The organism is Wolbachia endosymbiont of Oedothorax gibbosus, from assembly GCF_936270145.1.
Lineage (GTDB): Bacteria > Pseudomonadota > Alphaproteobacteria > Rickettsiales > Anaplasmataceae > Wolbachia.
The window spans coordinates 1,007,781-1,026,127 of the sequence record NZ_OW370537.1 but is presented as its reverse complement, the minus strand read 5'-3'; the positions used below and the strand labels follow the sequence as shown (position 1 = coordinate 1,026,127).

Sequence of the window (18,347 nt, the reverse complement as noted above, 5' to 3'; positions counted from 1 at the left end):
CTCTACCTATCTGTTAATTCACATAATTCTAAAGCAGAACTTTCTAACTCAGCGATAGTGTTGTTAATTTCATTCAAGTCATTGCCTTGTAAAGCGTTTTTTGCGTTTTGTAATAGGTTTTTTAACTTTTGATCAGTGGAAACATTTTCAACTAGATGTATGAGCTTGTTACCGTTAATTTTAGCCTCTGCAAGGGAACGAGCCTTCATATCTTCATCAAAGCTGTTTATTGACTGGTTAACCATATTTTGAACATCAGCTTCACTCAAGCCAAAATTTGAATTTACTTCAACTGTCTGCTCAATTCCAGTAGCTTTTTCTCTTGCAGTAACAGTCAAGATTCCGTCAACATTAACTGTAAATTCTATTTCAATTCTTGCAGAACCTGCAGGCAGTGGCGGTATACCTTTTAGTTCAAACTGCGCTAGAGATTTGTTATCCTCTATCATTTCACGTTCTCCCTGACAAACGTGAATTTTCATTGCTGGTTGCCCATCAACATAAGTTGTAAACTCTTTTATCTCTGAAACTGGTAGTGGTGTATTTCTTGGTATGATTTTTTCAACTATGTCTCCCATAGTTTCTATGCCAAGCGATAAGGGTAAAACATCTAAAAGAATATTCCTATCTTTTGGATTGCAAGTTAAATAATGAGCCTGCAGAGCTGCCCCAATGGCAACTGCTTTATCTGGATCCACGTCATTTAGTACTTTATCTCCAAAGAGTTTGATTAGTGAATTTTGAACCAATGGTGTTCTAGTTGCACCACCAACTAAAATTACTCCTTTTATATCATCAATTTTAAGATCTATATCGTTTATAGTACGAGTGACTATATTGATAGTCCTATTAACCAAAGAACTTATTGCCTGTTCAAATTCTTCTCTGGTAATTTCACATTTAAATGGCTTGCCGTTAACATTAAATTCGAAGATACCTATAGTGTGATTGCTTAGGTACTCTTTCACAGAGCGTGATTCGATAAGTAAGGAATTTAGTTGCTTAGCCGTCTTTTCTCTATACTTACTGAGCACGATTGAACTCAGCAAATGATCAAAATCATCACCACCAAGTTTGGTATCACCACCAACTGCAAGAACTTGAAACACTCCTTGATGTAATTTCAATATTGAAATATCAAATGTTCCTCCACCAAGGTCATAAACTGCATATATTCCACTATTATTGTTCTTTTCAATGGAGTAAGAAAGCGCTGCAGCGGTTGGCTCGTTAACAAGGCGAAGAACTTCTATGCCGGCTAATCTTGCTGCATATTTGGTTGCGTTACGTGCTGAATCGTCAAAGTAAGCTGGCACAGTAATCACTGCTTTTTTTACTTCCAGCCCCTTAGACTTTTTTACCCTCTCACATAAAGCTTTTAATATCTCAGCAGAAATCTCAACAGGAGTAAGATACTTCTCCTCTGCGCATTTTATTCTAATAACTTTTTCGCTTTCATGATCTATTTCAAAATTGACGCCTTCTTTATTTAATTCTTCAACACTTTTACCCATTAAACGCTTTATTGAGTGGATTGCATTTGAGCCAACATCATAGCCAGTTTTCAATGTATTATTTTCACATGAAATGATAGAAGGTAATAGCTCTCTTCCCTGTTCATCTTTAAATATCTCCACGTCACCAGCTTTATTTACCATAGCAATTAAAGAGTTGGTAGTGCCAAGATCTATACCAAAAACTACTTTATTTGAATTTGGTTCAGAAATTTGAATTGGCCGCATTTTTCTTCATTTCCTCAAATGACTTATATAAATATTTCAATCTCAAAACCTGTGTAGTAGCTTCATCAAAATTCTTTACAGCAAAAGTATTAGTTAGGTTTTTAACGCAATCTTTTATTTTTTCATCGATCATCCTACTTGCAAATTGTAGATCATCGCAGTCCAGCAAATACTCTCTTATTTCCATTGATTCACTTAATATTTCAGAATTTAAGTGGTCCTTTTGGCTTTTCACATCAAAAAAATCCAGCAAATGCTCAGCACGCTTTAGCGGTGACTTTAGTATCTGATAAGCTCTGTTAATATTTTCCATGTTTTGGGACTGTCTTTCATTTATATCAGTCCTGCTTAGCTCGATATATTTTTTCTCTAACTCATCAAAGCTGATATTGAAAGCTGGTTCAATTTCAAACAATGCAAAATAGTTGCTAGACATGAAAACTCTCTCCACAACCACACTTTCCTTTTTCATTGGGATTTCTGAAAACAAAACCCGATGAAAATTTTTCTTCTACATAATCCATTTCAGAGCCAAGAATAAACATGACGGATTTTGGGTCGATCAACACTTTAACTTTTTGATCATCACTGCAGTTTTCCTCAATTATCGACTCTAAAGGACGAGTATCATACGCATATTCAATATCATATTTTAAACCAGAACATCCTTTTTGTTTAATTAGCACTCTTATTCCTATTGCTTCTTCTGATTTCTCAAGGTTAGCATGCTTTTTTTGATCCAATAAATACCTTATCCTTTCTACTGCTTCCGCAGTTATAGTGATAAGTTTTTTATTCTTTTTTACAGTTTCACCTCCGTCTACTTCTTGATATTCACTCATGCTTTAGTTCTCAATGTCCACCTTTATTTTGTTTACTTTGATAATCATGAATAGCGGCTTTTATAGCATCTTCAGCAAGTACCGAACAGTGTATCTTCACTGGAGGTAAAGACAACTCTTCCACTATTTGAGTATTCTTTATCTGTGTAACGTCACTGATGGTTCTCCCCTTTATCATCTCTGTTAACAAGGAACTTGAAGCAATGGCAGAACCACAACCAAAAGTTTTAAATTTTGCATCTTCAATAACACCTTTGTCATTGACCTTTATCTGCAATTTCATTACATCACCGCACGATGGTGCACCAACTAAACCAGTACCAACATTTGGATCATTTTTATCCAGAGAGCCAACATTCCTTGGATTTTCGTAATGATCTAAAATTTTCTCATTATAACTCATAGAATTACCCGTAAACCATTACTTACATTATAACATATTTAGGTTAAAAACTAAAGCAAAACAATTGTTTTACGTGACTTTTACTTTCAAAATTCTAGTAAAATGAGTGTTTAACTTTACAAATACACATAATACGTGTATTTCTTTACAACCAGCGTCTCTATGTTGTCATTAAGTTTATAATTTTAAAAGGAGCATTCCCTTGAGTTTATTTGGTAACCTTTATAAAGGCCTGTTAAAAACTTCTTCTCGCTTTAGCGACGGGGTGAAAAGTATTTTTTCTGGCAAAAAAAAATTAGATCAGTCGCTTTTAGATGAATTAGAAGAATTGCTAATTAGCATGGACATTGGTCATAAAACTTCTAAGTTGATTATCGATAGGCTCACAAGCATCAAGTTTGACAAGGAAGTTGAACATAATATTATCTCGCAGCAGTTAATGAACGAAATAGAAGCTATATTGAGCCCAGTTGTACAGCCGTTAATTTTAAATAAAAAACCACATATAATAATGGTATGCGGAGTAAACGGTAATGGTAAAACCACGACTATAGGTAAGCTCGCATATAAATACAAGGAAATGGGAAAATCCGTTATGCTTGTTGCATGCGACACATTTAGAGCTGCTGCTAGTGAGCAGTTAAATATTTGGGCAGAACGCTCTGGTTGCTCAATTATTACTGGAGAGTACGGTAGCGACTCTGCAAGTGTGGCATATAGAGCTGTAAGTCAAGCTATAAAAGATAACGTTGATGTTGTTCTAATTGACACAGCAGGAAGGCTGCAAAATAATGTGAACCTTATGGAGGAGTTATCAAAAATATATAGAACGATAAAGAAATTGGATGACACTGCCCCTCATGACGTTATTTTAGTTCTTGATGCAACTACCGGCCAAAATGCTTATAGCCAATTAGAGGCATTTAGTAAGATGGTCAATGTTACCGGGTTAATCGTAACAAAGTTAGATGGCACTGCTAAGGGCGGAGTGGTAATTGGACTTGCAGAAGTTTATAAGATAAAGTTACATGCTATAGGAATTGGCGAAAGTATAGAGGACTTAAGGGAGTTTACTAGCAAAGAATTTGCTGAAGCATTATTTAATCGTAATTAAAAATTTCTCTTAATTCCCTTACGTGACCAAGCTTAATTATCTCAATATCGTGAGAAGAGTAATTACCATTTTTAGGCATAATTGCTTTTTTGAATCCTAACTTTTGTGCTTCTTTTAGTCTGAGATCAGCATGCGAGACATTCCTAATTTCTCCTGAAAGTGCAACTTCACCGCAGATTATTGAAGAAGTTGGCAGCGGTAAATTTACTACACTTGAAATAAGGGAAGCAGCAACAGCAAGATCAGCCGATGGTTCCTGTATTTTGAGTCCCCCTGCAATGTTTAGGTATACCTCTTTATCATGCAAAAACATTTTGCAACGAGCATTTAGCACCGCAATGATCATAGCCAATCTATTAATATCCCACCCAACTACTGCCCTTCTTGGGGTTGCCATATTAGTTCCTGCTATTAATGCTTGCACTTCCATTAAAATTGGTCTTGAACCTTCAATTCCTGCAAATACGGCGCTGCCAACTACTTCTCTGTCATGGGCCATCAGAAACAATGATGATGGGTTATCAACAGGCACAAGTCCTGCTTCAGACATCTCAAAAACACCAATTTCATTTGCAGGGCCAAATCTATTTTTAATAGTACGTAAAATGCGGTATTGATTGCTATTTTCACCTTCAAAATATAATACCGTATCCACCATATGCTCCAAAGTTTTAGGTCCAGCTATTTGTCCATCCTTAGTTATATGACCAACTATTAAAAGAGAAATACCATATTGTTTCGCAAGAATGGTCAATTCATGAGCACAAGTACGAACCTGAGTTACAGTCCCTGGTGCTGATGTAATTCTGCTATCATACATTGTTTGTATAGAGTCAATTACTAAGAATTTAATGCTTTTGTTTTCCTTTATTGTTGCTACTGCATCAGTTAAAGACACTGTAGATAAAAGCTTAATTTTAGGTTCATTTATCTTAAGACGCTTTGCTCTGAGGCTCACTTGCTCTAAAGATTCCTCGCCAGATACATAAAGACATTCAAAAGAGGAAAGTTGCACAACATTAGCTGCAATTCTAAGCAAAAGGGTGGATTTCCCAATTCCAGGTTCGCCACCAATTAAAATGCTAGCACCTTGAACGATACCCCCACCAAAAACTCTATCTAATTCTTCTATTCCTGTTAAAAAACGACTTGGAGTGATAATTTCGCCACCCGATAACGTCTTCATTAAAATTGGCGCAGATATACTTCTTTTGCCCGTTTTTACTGCTATTTCTTCAACAACTGTATCCCAATTGTCACATGCGATGCACTTTCCTACCCACCTACCAGTGCTATGACCACAGGATTGACATACATATACAGTTTTCATCTAAACAAGAGCTCCTTTATGGCAATACAAATATGGTACGTTAATAAATTTTTATAACACATCAAGTAAAAACAAGTAGTTCAATCAAGATACAAAAAATGTTCAGGCTACTCTATTATTATATTGGTTTCATGGTTATCTTATCGTGCTTGCCATGTCAAGGTTCAATGAATACAGAAGCTCAATTCGTAAAGAATTTTAGTTGCATATCGAAAAGAACTATGAAAGACAGCAAAATAGCTGGCGACCCTATTAATATAGTTATAGTTGGAAGTAAAGAAGCAATTTATGAAGCTTTCACTAATGCAGGATGGAGTGTTGCAGACAAACCTACTCTCTCTAAAAAGATAAGGATTGCACTTGATTGCATTTTCAATCTTTCATACCGCAGAGCTCCAATTAGTACTTTATACTATTTAAACAAACCGCAAGATATCGCATATCAATTTCAGTATGGCAGTCCACGTAAACGTCATCATGTTAGATTTTGGAAAATGTGAGGACAAAAACCCAACGAGGAAGTCTGGGTTGGAGCTGCATCATTTGATAAGAGGGTTAAATTTAGTCGTATTAGTAAGAAATTTTCTCATAAAATTAGTCCTGATATAGATAATGAAAGAGATATGATAGTAAGCATCTTTGAAAAATATGGATACACATCGACAATGGTGGATAATTTTCACATTGAGCAACATGGTACAAATGGAGAAGGTGATTACTATTATACCGATGGAAAATTAGCACTATTGCAAGGTTAGACTTCTTGTACGCACGTTATCACCAGGCAGGATAATTATCACATAACTTGTATCTTTCACTACGTAAGATATTAGAGCTAAAATATTTTACAGGAAAGGTGAAATAACTAATGCCAACAAGGCAATAACTGTACGAACATTGTGATTTTGGCTCATCAGATCCCAGTGCGTGACACTGGGATCTGATTTTTTATGCAAAATTATTATATTTATATACTTGCAAATAGATACAATTTGGAATAATTTATACTATGAAGTTACGAACCAGTGTCATGCACTGGGATGACACCTTCCGTATAAATATTAAAAAATTTACCAAACGAAAAAAAGGCAAAAGAAGCCCTAGTCATTGTCTATTTTCAGTATCGGCGTTCTTTAAGTCTTAAACACTGCAATTTAGCTGCTTTTAAACGCAACTAACTTAAGCTATAAATGTTTAAGAAATTTACCAGCAGAAAAAAAAGACAAAGAATCCCCGGAGTAGCTAGTTATTCCACTCTTTATTTTAAAATTTGACGTTGGGTGATGTCTTAAACGCTTTATAAGCGCTTTTCAGCTTATGTGGGTAAAAACCCAAAATTTTTATAAAGACATAGTATGCACATAGTGCAAAAATTAAACAATAGTACGCCAAATACAAGTCTTCTTGTCATTTTAATCTGCACAGATTGGGAAGTTAAATAATATAGCTTCAGTTTCATGATAAGAGGGCTGGCGGAGTTTGTCAAGTAAGTTTTGTGTTTCTATTCCCAATGTTATATGGTTACGCAAAGTCTATTATTATTTTGGTCTATCTGTGGCTCACTAATCATAGTTCGAACGAGATTAGTTACCATAAAAGCACAGCCTAGAATGAAAAAGGTAGTAGAAATCCAGGGGATAATAGGAGATTCGAGAGGCAATATAGATGCAATTCCTCCTATTAAAAATAAAGTGCCAGATGTGATATCAAGACAGATCTTTGTTAGTTTTTCTTGTCCAGGAGTGTTTTTTACACCGAGTTGCTTGTTAAGACTACGCTGCCTAAAATGATCAGTTAGTGACCATATGTTTAAGGTAGATGAAAGTGCACTTAATATAGTGCCGACAATAGTAAAACATAAACTTAAGACAGAAATATTAAAGATTAATGCTGCTATATATCCAATAAAAAAGGTGGTAGATAGTGTAGTAACTAAGCGTTTTGAATAAGTTCGTATTTTCTTTCTGCAAACAAGCCTCTTTTCTTCCTCACAACTCATAAACTTAGGTATAGTAAATATATTATATTATAGCATTAATTAATTTAATAAGCAATATGGAAGCTAAGAGTGCCCGAGAGAAGACTTGAACTTCTACAACTTGAAAAGTTACTAGCACCTGAAGCTAGCGCGTCTACCAATTCCGCCACCCGGGCTTTTTATAGTTTACTGTGTTTAAATTAAATAATATACTTAAACAATTTTTAGTTCAAAGGTAATGCCAAATCTAGACCAAATATTTTTCGCTCAAAACAATGTTAATATTAATAACGTATATAAAATAGTCAATAACGCTTTGAGCAATAGCGATGGTGGTGAGCTGTTTCTAGAATTTTGTCAGTCAGAATCTCTGCTTTTTGATGATAACATATTAAAACACGTGGATTTGAATACCAGAAGGGGGTTTGGTTTAAGGTCTTTTTGTGAAGATAGTACGTCTTTTGTTTGCTCTTCTGAAATTAGCGAAAAGGAAATTAGTAATGCTGCTTCTATAGTAAAAAGTTCAGTGTCTTTAAATAAAACAAATTCAATAAACTTGAATGAAGAGACAACAAGCCTATATTCGAGGATTAACCCCATAAATGAAATGGATCTGAATTCAAAGATTAAACTACTCAATGAGGTTAACGAATATATAAGATCTAAAAATAACTGCGTGAAGCAAGTAAAAATAACTTTAAGTGGAGAATGGCAGGTTGTACAAATAATAAAGGGTGATCACAGATTAAGTGACATTAGGCCTCTAGTACGTTTTAATGTACTAGTTATTGCAGAAAAAAACGGTCAAATCGAAAGAGGTTCTGCAGGGCATGGTGGAAGGGACTCTTATAGTAAGTTTGTTTCTGAGAAAAAGTGGAAAGAAGTTGCAAACCAAGCATTAAAACAAGCACTGGTAAATCTTGAAGCAATTCCAACTCCAGCTGGAGAAATGACAGTCGTTTTAGGGTCAGGCTGGCCAGGAATATTGTTACACGAAGCCGTGGGTCATGGACTTGAGGGCGACTTCAATCGCAAAAAAGTCTCAGCATTTTCAAATTCTGTGGGTAAACAAGTAGCAGCAAGTGGCATTACAGTAGTTGATGACGGAACTCTGCCTAATTTGCGTGGCTCTATCAGCGTAGACGATGAAGGCACTCCACCTGGTTATAATATATTGATAGAGGATGGGATCCTCAAAGGATACATGCAGGATCATATGAACGCTAAACTCATGGGTGTAAATCCAACTGGTAATGGTAGAAGGGAAAGTTATAAAGAAGTTACTATGCCGCGCATGACAAACACCTATATGTTGCCTGGAAAACATGCACCGAAGGAAATAATATCTAGCGTAAAGAAAGGTCTGTATGCAGTAAATTTCGGTGGTGGACAAGTTGATATAACGTCAGGAAAATTTGTTTTTTCATCTTCGGAAGCTTACCTAATAGAAAATGGCAAAATTACACAGCCAGTCAAAGGGGCAACACTAATTGGTGATGGTCCAACAGTGTTGAAAAAAGTATCTATGGTTGGTAATGATCTAAAGTTAGATCCTGGTGTTGGCACATGCTCAAAAGATGGACAAAATGTGCCCGTTGGAGTTGGTCAGCCGACACTCAAAGTTGACGCAATAACTGTTGGTGGGACTGAGATATAGATAAGAGCTAAGAGGGATTCCAGCGCACGGCGCACAACTGACAAACATTGTAGCCGTTATTCAAGTAGCCCGCAGAAGTGAAAAACTTACTTGACATCCTCCGCCAGTCCCCTTATCATGAAAGTGAAGCTATATTATTTAACTTCCCAATCTGTGCAGATTAAAATGACAAGAAGACTTGTATTTGGCGTACTATTGTTTAATTTTTGCACTATGTGCATACTATGTCTTTATAAAAATTTTGGGTTTTTACCCACATAAGCTGAAAAGCGCTTATAAAGCGTTTAAGACATCACCCAACGTCAAATTTTAAAATAAAGAGTGGAATAACTAGCTACTCCGGGGATTCTTTGTCTTTTTTTTCTGCTTAGTAAATTTCTTAAACATTTATAGCTTAAGTTAGTTGCGTTTAAAAGCAGCTAAATTGCAGTGTTTAAGACTTTAAAAACGCCAATACTGAAAATAGACAATGACTAGGGCTTCTTTTGCCTTTTTTTTCATTTGGTAAATTTATTAACATTTATAGCTAAACAACAACCATCATCCCGCAGCGGGATCTCTTGTTAGCGCCGTGACGGTCTGTGGTGGTATGACGGTTAAGTAGGGTGTCATCCAAGTAGCTGACACTGGGAATTTTATCAAGTATAAAAGTTATGTGAAAATGCACCATTTATGGAAAACCAGATCCCAGTGTCAGCTACTTGGATGACATTAGACTTCTTTCAAAATTCATGAAAGGAGCTCTCTATTGTGAATAGAGGCAATCAAATTAAATCTTAAGCCAAAACGTTTTCGTCGATTTCTATATCTGTCAGAAATGATTTTAAACCTTTTCAATAAGCCGATTACGTTTTCAACTACCACTCTTCGTATAGAGAGAGATCTATTTTCTGCTTTTTTCTCCTTTGATAAAGGATTCTTTTTTGATCTTCTATGTGGTAATTCAACATTTTTATGTATCTTTTGCATTCCTCTGTAACCAGAATCAGCTAGGATCTTAGTTTGCGGTAATATTGCTATCTTTGATTCTCTAAACATCCGAAAATCATGTTTTCTACCATTGGAGAAAGATGTACATACGACCTTTTTACTCTTCTTCTCTGTTACTATTTGTGTTTTTATAGTATGCCTTTTTTTCTTTCCAGAGTAAAAGCGCTTTTGCTTTTTTTTGGCCTTTCTACTGCTGTTTCAGTTCCATCTATTACCAAAACTTCGTATTCTACATTACTATTTAATAGATCTTTTTTTCCTGGTAATGCAAAATCTGGATGTTTTATTAATGTGTCTTCTACCCACCTTATTATTTTAAAACAGTTGCTTTCACTCATGCCATAACTTTGTCCTATATGAAAATATGTACGATATTCTCTCATATATTCCAGTGCCATAAGTAATCTATCTTCTATACAAAGTTTGCTTTTTCTTCCACTTCTAGCTTTTTTCCTTTTATCCTCCTCATCTAGAATTTCTACCATTCTCTTAAATGTTGATTTTTTTACCCCCGTTAAACGTCGAAACTTTTCTCCTTCTAACTTTTCTATTTCCTTATATTTCATGCTTCCAAATACTTGATCTTACTCTCTCTCCCTCAATTTTGAAAGAAGTCTATTATTAGGAGCACTGGGATGACAAAAAAAAGGAGCTACTCGGATGACAAGAAGAGGGCTACTTATGGAAGACTAGATCCCAGTGTCAGCTACTCGGATGACATTATTAGGAGTACTGGGATGACAAGAAGAGGCTACTTGGATGACAGAAGAAGGTGCTGGGATGACAAGAAGAGGACGCTGCCGTCATAAAGGAACCAGTGTCAGCTACTTTCATGACACCTTGAAGATTTGAAGAACCGTCATCCCGCTACGTGTTAACGGCCAAGAGATACCATTTTAGGATTTGTTATTAGCTATTTTAAAAACGCTACTTAAACATTTTTTTTAATCGATTGATTTCATCAGCAAATTTTGAGTCGGTTCTTATAAAATTTTCTACTTGCTTTACTGCATGTATAACAGTAGCATGGTCTCTGCCACCAAAACTTCTTCCAATATCTGGTAGGCTTTTTTGCGTAAATTTTTTGGCAAAATACATAGCTATTTGTCTTGGCCTTGCAAGACTGCGAAGCCTTCTATTGGATTGCATATCTGCAACCTTTATATTGAAAAATTCAGCTACTTTCTTTTGTATTTCTTCTGTTGTGATTGACCTATGATTTGACCTAAGAAGATCGATTAGGGTTTCACTAGCTGATTCTACCGTCATACTTCTTCCGATTAACGAGGTATGGGCAACCTTATTTAATGCTCCTTCTAATTCTCTTATATTAGATTTTATGTTCCTTGCTAAAAACTCTAGGACATCTTTCGGAACATACATATTCATCCGTTCCACTTTTGCCTGCAATATACCAAGTCTTAATTCAAAAGTTGTTTCATTAATATCTGCTACCAACCCCCAACCGAGTCGTGATTTTATTCTTTCTTCCACTCCATCAAGATCACTAGGAGACCTATCAGCTGATATGACCAATTGTTTATTTTGGTCTATCAATGCATTGAAAGTGTGAAAAAATTCTTCTTGTGTGCTATCTTTACCACTGATAAATTGCACATCATCTACCATCAATACATCTACTGATCTGAATTGCTCTTTAAATAACATAATATCTTTGCTTCGCAGCGCTGTAATATATTGGTACATGAATTTCTCTGCTGATAGATATACCACTTTTCTTTTTGCTGATGGGGAATTGACTATGTGCCAAGCTATAGCATGCATTAAATGTGTTTTACCAAGTCCCACTCCACCATATAGAAACAAAGGATTGCTGCCTGATATTGGATCTATAGATTCCGCTACACGCTTTGCCGCTGTAAATGCTAATTCATTTGACTTTCCTACCACAAAATTATCAAAAGTGAATCTGGGATCAAGTGGTGAACCAAGATTATGATTACTTTCCTCTCTGTTTTTTAGTATAACATTAGAGTTTGAATTTCTTTCTTCAATTACTTGAATATCAATAGAACATATACTTTGATCCTCGCTTTGCCATAATGATAATATTTTTTTCATGTAATGCACTGTAATCCACTCTTTTATAAACCTTGTTGACACAGATAAAAGAACTTCCCCATTTCTGCTACTGACAAATTTTAGTGAACTCAGCCAGCTGTTATATGTTGCTTCTCCATAGAGATTATAAAGACAATTTTGAATTTTTTCCCAAGTAACATTGTGATCCGTTACTGTAATAATCTGATCAAAAAACATAGTAGAAACCTTAGGGCTAGTTAAGTTCATATACCACACCAAGAAAAAACAATAATCAGAAAGATGCAAGATAATCAACAGCTTAATGCAAAATGAAAAGCTAATATTACTTAATACATACTAAAAATTATGGTGATTTTTTGATGAGTTGTAAAGGGTATAAAAACACTAAAATTGATCATTTTTATTTCAAAAAAATGAAAAATCTGTAAACATCGCTTGTATCGAGGATTAGAAGCATGCTATTAAAAACAGTAATACATTATGTATAAATAAGATGTTAAATTTACTGGCAAATAAGTAAAGTATTAATATAAATGTAGCTAACCTAATATAGATTTACTGAAGCAAATTTATGATTATATTAAGTAATTTGAGTTGTCATGCTATATTCGGTATTGAACTAGAGTTTTACATTGAAGGAATAGAAAAAGAATATTTATTTCTAAGTAGCATCAAAAATAAAATAGCATCTCTTGAATTTTCTTGCGAGAAAGAGAATGCTACACATCAATATGAGATAAAAAGTGGTTGTTACACGAACTTCGACAATTTAATTAAGCATTTTGAGTTAGCAAAACAATTACTTACTGAAACAGCACAAAAACTAGGTGGAAACGTTTCTTTTAAAGCAAAGCCCTATTTGGATAGAGCAGGCAGTGCATTAAATGTGCATGTTAATCTCGTGAATTCAAATAACGATAACTTATTTTATATCAATGAGCAAAAGTATAGTGATTATTTGATTCATAGTATTGGTGGATTATGCACAATGATGAAAAAACATATGTTGTTTTTTGCTCCAAATGATGATTCATATTTAAGATTTCAGTACCCGGATATTCATACTCCAACTACGATTAGTTGGGGAGTAAATAACAGAACTGCTGCGATAAGAATTCCCTATTTTGGCAAAGATTTCAAAAGATGCCGCCTGGAGCACCGCGTTCCCGGAGCAGACTGTAATCTTGAAAAAGTACTTACAGCAATAATTGAAGGTATAGTTTTTGGTATAGAGAACAAAATTGCTCCGCCAAATAGAGTGTATGGCATTGCATCTGATTCTCAATATAAGATGGAGAGGTTAATGTAACAACTATCTATCAAAATCCTAATCCGTTAAACCCCTTTTGGGTAATTGGCTGTTTTAGCATTTCCCTCACATCACTATTTACATTCCCATACTGTAATAGCAAGTCTGCAGCAGATAGTTTCTGCGTGCTTTTAGACTCAAGCCCTACATTGGTAAGGTCGCCCGATGGCTGACTAGGAAGAGATTTCATCTGATTCTTTATAAAGCTAGAGCTATTTTGTGTAAGAGTTTCATTATCTGGATCTGGCATACCAAGAACAATCTTGTCAGGCACTACCATAGTTTTTGTATAATCAGCAGAATGACTGCCTTCAGTGTTCTTAAATTCATCAAGAATTGGTTCGCCAAACGCATTTATAGGGCCACCAAGTGATCCTTTCTCCATGCGCTCTTCTGCTCTTTTCCTTATTATTTCTTCTGCTAGCTCAGTTTCAGTTCTTTTTGGTTCTTTTGCGGATATTTCTGTATCTTTTTCTTCACCTTCATCAACACTGCTATACCCTTCATCTTCTGAAACTTTATCTCCTGAAACACCAGTAATTTCAGCAGGCTGTTCTTTTTTAGTTTTTATTTTACGAATCAGCGAAAGTAATGTGTAAGTAACTACAGCAGCAGCAACGATAATGGCTATCTTTGCAGCAATGTGAATTGCTGTTAAAAATATTAAAGCTGATAAAGCTCCAGCTAACCCAGATGTAATAACTTTATTCTTGCCTTTTGTTACATTTAAAATTGCCACCATAATAACCCCTCAAATACTGTTCTAGAATTATTATACAGAAATTTTCTTATACTTGCAACTTTGTAAAAACTTTAATTATTTGCGTGAAGTTTTAAAGCTATATAAGAATTAATTAATATGCAATGTATCTCGACTATAATATTGTACAAACGCACATATTCAGTTAACATTCAACATGCAGAGCTTACTCATAGAACGAAATAGGGCGGTGGTATTATTACTTATAGTAATTTTTATCTTCGGTTCATATGCTTATGTAAAAATGCCAAGGGAAAGCAATCCTGACATACAAATCCCTATAATCAGCGTGTTTGTTGGACTTCCTGGGATTTCTGCTCAAGATAGTGAAAAGCTATTAGTGCTTCCTATAGAAAATGAACTAAGATCCATCGAAGGTGTAAGAGAATTGAGAGCTTTTGCAACTAATGATGGTGCTCACATGATACTCGAATTTGGAACAGAGTATGATAATAAAGAAGTGCTCGATAATGTCCGTTCAAAGCTTTCAAACATAAAAGCGAAGTTACCTGTTGAGGCGGAATCTCCAATAATAAATGAAATAAACTTGAGTCTATTTCCCATATTAAATGTTGGCTTAATTGGTAATCTGCCAGAAAGGGCTTTAACTGAAATAGCACGCAAATTAAAGCAAGAAATAGAGTCTCTGCCAAATATTCTCAAAGTTGAAGTGGCAGGTATACGTAAAGAAACAGTGGAAGTGATAGTTGAGCCCACAGTTCTAACAAAATATAACATTCAATCAAACGAAATATTCCAAGCTATATCAAGCAATAATAGACTAGTGGGAGCTGGGTCACTGGAAAACGATACCGGTAAATATTCGATTAAAATATCAGGGTTACTAAAAGATATAGAAGATATTATGAATATTCCTATTAGATCTCAAGGCGATGCAGTTTTGAGAATCAAAGATATAGCAAAAGTATACCCTAGGTTTGAGGATCATCAAGGCTTTGCTCGCATTAATGGATTACCTAGTGTCGTGCTAGAAATTTCAAAACGTAACGGAAAAAACATAATAGACACAGTGAATCAAGTAAAATACTTAATGGATAAGGCAAAAGATCAATTACCTGAAAATTTAAAAGTGGTGTACTTAAATGACCAGTCAAAAAACGTTCGCGATGTGCTTGATGACTTGGAAAACGGCATAATATTTGCTGTGTTGTTAATATTGATCATAATGATGCTTTCTATGGGAACAAGGATTGCTATTCTTGTGGCACTCTCGATACCTGGTTCCTTTCTCATTGGGATAATAGCTCTTTACTTTATGGGCATAACTTTAAATATCGTTGTGCTCTTCAGTTTAATCATGGCTGTTGGCATGCTGGTTGATGATGCAATTGTAATCAGCGAATATGCTGATAGAAAGATGATCTGTGGAATGGATAAAGTAGAAGCCTTTCACACTTCAGTTCGTGATATGTTTTATCCGGTCTTATCATCAACGTTAACTAAATTGGCAGTGTTTTTTCCTCTGCTACTGTGGCCTGATACTGTTGGTAAATTCATGCAGTACATACCAATTACAATAATTCTAACTTTGACTGGATCACTCATTATGGCTTTGGTTTTTATACCAACACTTGGTGCAATCTTTGGAAAGCCATCAGTAACTTCAAAAGAAGAAATTGAAAAAATGAATAGACTTCTTTCAAAATTGAGGGAGAGAGAGTAAGATCAAGTATTTGGAAGCATGAAATATAAGGAAATAGAAAAGTTAGAAGGAGAAAAGTTTCGACGTTTAACGGGGGTAAAAAAATCAACATTTAAGAGAATGGTAGAAATTCTAGATGAGGAGGATAAAAGGAAAAAAGCTAGAAGTGGAAGAAAAAGCAAACTTTGTATAGAAGATAGATTACTTATGGCACTGGAATATATGAGAGAATATCGTACATATTTTCATATAGGACAAAGTTATGGCATGAGTGAAAGCAACTGTTTTAAAATAATAAGGTGGGTAGAAGACACATTAATAAAACATCCAGATTTTGCATTACCAGGAAAAAAAGATCTATTAAATAGTAATGTAGAATACGAAGTTTTGGTAATAGATGGAACTGAAACAGCAGTAGAAAGGCCAAAAAAAAGCAAAAGCGCTTTTACTCTGGAAAGAAAAAAAGGCATACTATAAAAACACAAATAGTAACAGAGAAGAAGAGTAAAAAGGTCGTATGTACATCTTTCTCCAATGGTAGAAAACATGATTTTCGGATGTTTAGAGAATCAAAGATAGCAATATTACCGCAAACTAAGATCCTAGCTGATTCTGGTTACAGAGGAATGCAAAAGATACATAAAAATGTTGAATTACCACATAGAAGATCAAAAAAGAATCCTTTATCAAAGGAGAAAAAAGCAGAAAATAGATCTCTCTCTATACGAAGAGTGGTAGTTGAAAACGTAATCGGCTTATTGAAAAGGTTTAAAATCATTTCTGACAGATATAGAAATCGACGAAAACGTTTTGGCTTAAGATTTAATTTGATTGCCTCTATTCACAATAGAGAGCTCCTTTCATGAATTTTGAAAGAAGTCTAATGCTATCGAAAGTGGTGAGATAAAAAGCGCTGGACCTATAATAAGAGCTTATGTACGAATGCTAGAAAAGGTCTTAGATTATCCTAAAAAATTTGTATGCGCTACTGTATTCGTCCTGTTTTCATTTAGTGTGCTGTACTTTACTTTTGGCCCTGGAGTAAAGTTTTTTCCGAAAGTGGATTCAGATAATATTTTAATCAGTGTTAAAGCAAAAGAAAGCTTATCAGCCAAAGAACGAGACTTGATACTAAAAGAAGTAGAAGAGCGCATTTTGAGTGTTGAAAAAGAAATTCATGTTTCTTATGCTAGATCAGGAGCATTTTCAGACAACGTTATTGCCAGAATTCAACTAGAACTTATGGATTGGCGCTTCAGGCGCAAAGCTAAGCACATACTAAATGATATAAGGAGCAGTGTGCAAGACATGAAAGGAGTAATAATTGATGTTCAAGAAAAAAAGTCAGGACCGTCGGCTGACAAGCCAATACAAATTAACCTCAGCGGAAGTGCATCCAATCTGAATTTAGCAGCAGAGAAAATTCTAAAAATTATGGACCAACCTTCATCCGGGTTTATAAATATTCAAGATAGCAGATCAGCACCTGAAATAGAGTGGAATATGAATGTTGATAAGAGTAAAGCTATAAGTTCTGGAGTAAGTGTTGCAACCATTGGCGATTTTATAAAGATGGTTACAAATGGAGTGTTGATTGGAAAATATAGACCAAATAACACGGATGAAGAAATCGATATTGTACTCCGTTTCCCCAGAAAGGACCGCAACATGAAGACTATAGATAATCTTTTTATCAATACAGTAAACGGCCCGTATCCTATGAGCAATATAGTAAAATATGCTCCAGAAAAAAAGGTAAACAAACTAAACAGGATTGATGGATCACGCACAGTGACAATCTCTGCTGACCTGGATACTGGCTATCTTGTTGATGAAAGGATAAAATTCATTCAGAATTCTATTGCCCCAGATTGGGACAAGGAAGTAGAAATTAATTTTAAAGGTGACAAAGAAGATCAACAAAAATCAGGAGCATTTTTGTTAAAGGCTTTTATATTAGCGATTACACTAATGATATTGGTATTAGTGACACAGTTTAATAATGTATACCATACATTTATCGTAATGACAGCAGTGTTTTTATCCACAACATGTGTGTTTTTTGTTTTCTTTCTTATTCAACAAGTTTTCGTAATCGTTATGTGTGGAGTGGGGATAATTGCTTTGGCAGGAATTATAGTGAATAATAACATACTATTGCTTGATGCCTTTCACACCCAAATTAAGGTACACAAAAATGACATCAAGCGATGTGTAATAAACGCTGCAATTTCTCGCGTTAGGCCAATATTGCTTACCGTTGCAACCACAGTTCTTGGTTTAATACCGATGATTACCAGGTTAAATATCAATTTTTTTACGCTACAAATCACATATGATGCTCCATCAAGCCAGTGGTGGGTTGACATTTCAACAACCATAGCAAGTGGAATATTGGCTGCAACGGTTTTAACTTTATTCTTTACTCCTGCGTTGCTTGTTATGCAAAGACACGAAAAAACTTGACTTAAATTAGCAATTATTTAACATTTAGG

The 18,347-nt window shown here is 35.0% G+C and carries 16 protein-coding genes, 1 tRNA gene and 1 pseudogene; 8 read left to right on the top strand and 10 right to left on the bottom strand.

Features of this window, described 5'->3' with window-relative positions:
- Positions 1-2 precede the first annotated feature (2 nt).
- From hscA to iscU, 4 genes are read right to left on the bottom strand one after another with little or no spacing between them, the layout of a single operon-like run.
- Complete coding sequence (gene hscA, locus NBW37_RS04995) at positions 3-1,742, bottom strand: Fe-S protein assembly chaperone HscA (protein WP_250295981.1); 1,740 nt, start codon at positions 1,740-1,742, stop codon at positions 3-5.
- A complete protein-coding gene (locus NBW37_RS04990; RefSeq protein WP_250295980.1) occupies positions 1,720-2,178 on the bottom strand; it encodes an iron-sulfur cluster co-chaperone HscB C-terminal domain-containing protein in 459 nt (152 codons plus the stop codon). The genes hscA and NBW37_RS04990 overlap by 23 nt, the downstream gene beginning before the upstream one ends.
- Positions 2,171-2,584, bottom strand: coding sequence for a HesB/IscA family protein (locus NBW37_RS04985; protein ID WP_250295979.1), 414 nt, complete (start codon positions 2,582-2,584; stop codon positions 2,171-2,173). The genes NBW37_RS04990 and NBW37_RS04985 overlap by 8 nt, the downstream gene beginning before the upstream one ends.
- A gap of 10 nt (positions 2,585-2,594) precedes the next feature.
- On the bottom strand, positions 2,595-2,987 hold the full coding sequence (gene iscU, locus NBW37_RS04980; protein WP_006279966.1) for a Fe-S cluster assembly scaffold IscU: 393 nt from the start codon (positions 2,985-2,987) through the stop codon (positions 2,595-2,597).
- 202 nt (positions 2,988-3,189) lie between these two features.
- On the opposite strand from iscU, the gene ftsY reads away from it, so the two are divergent.
- Entirely contained in the window at positions 3,190-4,101 is a 912-nt protein-coding gene (gene ftsY, locus NBW37_RS04975) for a signal recognition particle-docking protein FtsY (RefSeq protein WP_250295978.1), read from the top strand.
- On the opposite strand, the gene radA is transcribed toward ftsY, so the two are convergent.
- On the bottom strand, positions 4,088-5,431 hold the full coding sequence (radA, locus tag NBW37_RS04970; protein WP_250295977.1) for a DNA repair protein RadA: 1,344 nt from the start codon (positions 5,429-5,431) through the stop codon (positions 4,088-4,090). The two genes, ftsY and radA, sit on opposite strands and share 14 nt — an antisense overlap.
- Before the next feature lie 98 nt (positions 5,432-5,529).
- Between radA and NBW37_RS04965 the strand changes: the two are divergent.
- Positions 5,530-6,189 (top strand): annotated as a pseudogene (locus NBW37_RS04965) (LssY C-terminal domain-containing protein).
- Between the two features lie 755 nt (positions 6,190-6,944).
- On the opposite strand, the gene NBW37_RS04960 reads toward NBW37_RS04965, so the two are convergent.
- The gene (locus NBW37_RS04960; RefSeq protein ID WP_250295976.1) at positions 6,945-7,430 is read right to left on the bottom strand and encodes a hypothetical protein; all 486 of its coding nucleotides are present in this window, start codon (positions 7,428-7,430) and stop codon (positions 6,945-6,947) included.
- A 70-nt stretch (positions 7,431-7,500) separates the two neighbouring features.
- Positions 7,501-7,585 (bottom strand) — tRNA-Leu (locus NBW37_RS04955).
- Between the two features lie 62 nt (positions 7,586-7,647).
- Here NBW37_RS04955 and tldD point away from each other — a divergent pair.
- The gene (gene tldD, locus NBW37_RS04950) at positions 7,648-9,066 is read left to right on the top strand and encodes a metalloprotease TldD (protein ID WP_250295975.1); all 1,419 of its coding nucleotides are present in this window, start codon (positions 7,648-7,650) and stop codon (positions 9,064-9,066) included.
- A 729-nt stretch (positions 9,067-9,795) separates the two neighbouring features.
- Here the strand turns inward: tldD and NBW37_RS04945 are convergent.
- Positions 9,796-10,622, bottom strand: a protein-coding gene (locus tag NBW37_RS04945) for an IS5 family transposase (protein ID WP_250295841.1) whose coding sequence is annotated in 2 segments (ribosomal slippage) — positions 9,796-10,235 and positions 10,235-10,622 — 828 coding nt in all. Because the reading frame shifts where the segments join, the coding sequence is not laid out codon by codon here.
- Positions 10,623-10,691: 69 nt separating this feature from the next.
- Between NBW37_RS04945 and NBW37_RS04940 the strand changes: the two genes are divergently transcribed.
- Positions 10,692-10,865, top strand: coding sequence for a hypothetical protein (locus NBW37_RS04940; protein ID WP_250295974.1), 174 nt, complete (start codon positions 10,692-10,694; stop codon positions 10,863-10,865).
- Between the two features lie 118 nt (positions 10,866-10,983).
- On the opposite strand, the gene dnaA is transcribed toward NBW37_RS04940, so the two are convergent.
- Entirely contained in the window at positions 10,984-12,366 is a 1,383-nt protein-coding gene (dnaA, locus tag NBW37_RS04935) for a chromosomal replication initiator protein DnaA (protein ID WP_250295973.1), read from the bottom strand.
- 325 nt (positions 12,367-12,691) lie between these two features.
- Here dnaA and NBW37_RS04930 point away from each other — a divergent pair, with 325 nt between their 5' ends.
- Positions 12,692-13,429 carry a type I glutamate--ammonia ligase gene (locus tag NBW37_RS04930; protein ID WP_250295972.1) on the top strand — a complete coding sequence of 246 codons (738 nt, stop codon included), beginning with the start codon at positions 12,692-12,694 and terminating at the stop codon, positions 13,427-13,429.
- Positions 13,430-13,439: 10 nt separating this feature from the next.
- Here the strand turns inward: NBW37_RS04930 and NBW37_RS04925 are convergent, their stop codons facing one another.
- Entirely contained in the window at positions 13,440-14,171 is a 732-nt protein-coding gene (locus tag NBW37_RS04925; protein WP_250295971.1) for a hypothetical protein, read from the bottom strand.
- 175 nt (positions 14,172-14,346) lie between these two features.
- Here NBW37_RS04925 and NBW37_RS04920 point away from each other — a divergent pair, with 175 nt between their 5' ends.
- From NBW37_RS04920 to NBW37_RS04910, 3 genes are all read left to right on the top strand, one after another.
- Complete coding sequence (locus NBW37_RS04920) at positions 14,347-15,873, top strand: efflux RND transporter permease subunit (protein WP_250295970.1); 1,527 nt, start codon at positions 14,347-14,349, stop codon at positions 15,871-15,873.
- Between the two features lie 18 nt (positions 15,874-15,891).
- Positions 15,892-16,718 (top strand): IS5 family transposase gene (locus NBW37_RS04915; protein WP_250295841.1). Its coding sequence is split into 2 segments (ribosomal slippage): positions 15,892-16,279 and positions 16,279-16,718, totalling 828 coding nucleotides; the frame shifts between segments, so codons are not numbered across the junction.
- A gap of 22 nt (positions 16,719-16,740) precedes the next feature.
- Positions 16,741-18,318 (top strand): efflux RND transporter permease subunit, encoded by a 1,578-nt coding sequence (locus NBW37_RS04910; RefSeq protein ID WP_370273177.1) that lies wholly within the window; start codon positions 16,741-16,743, stop codon positions 18,316-18,318.
- Positions 18,319-18,347 lie beyond the last annotated feature (29 nt).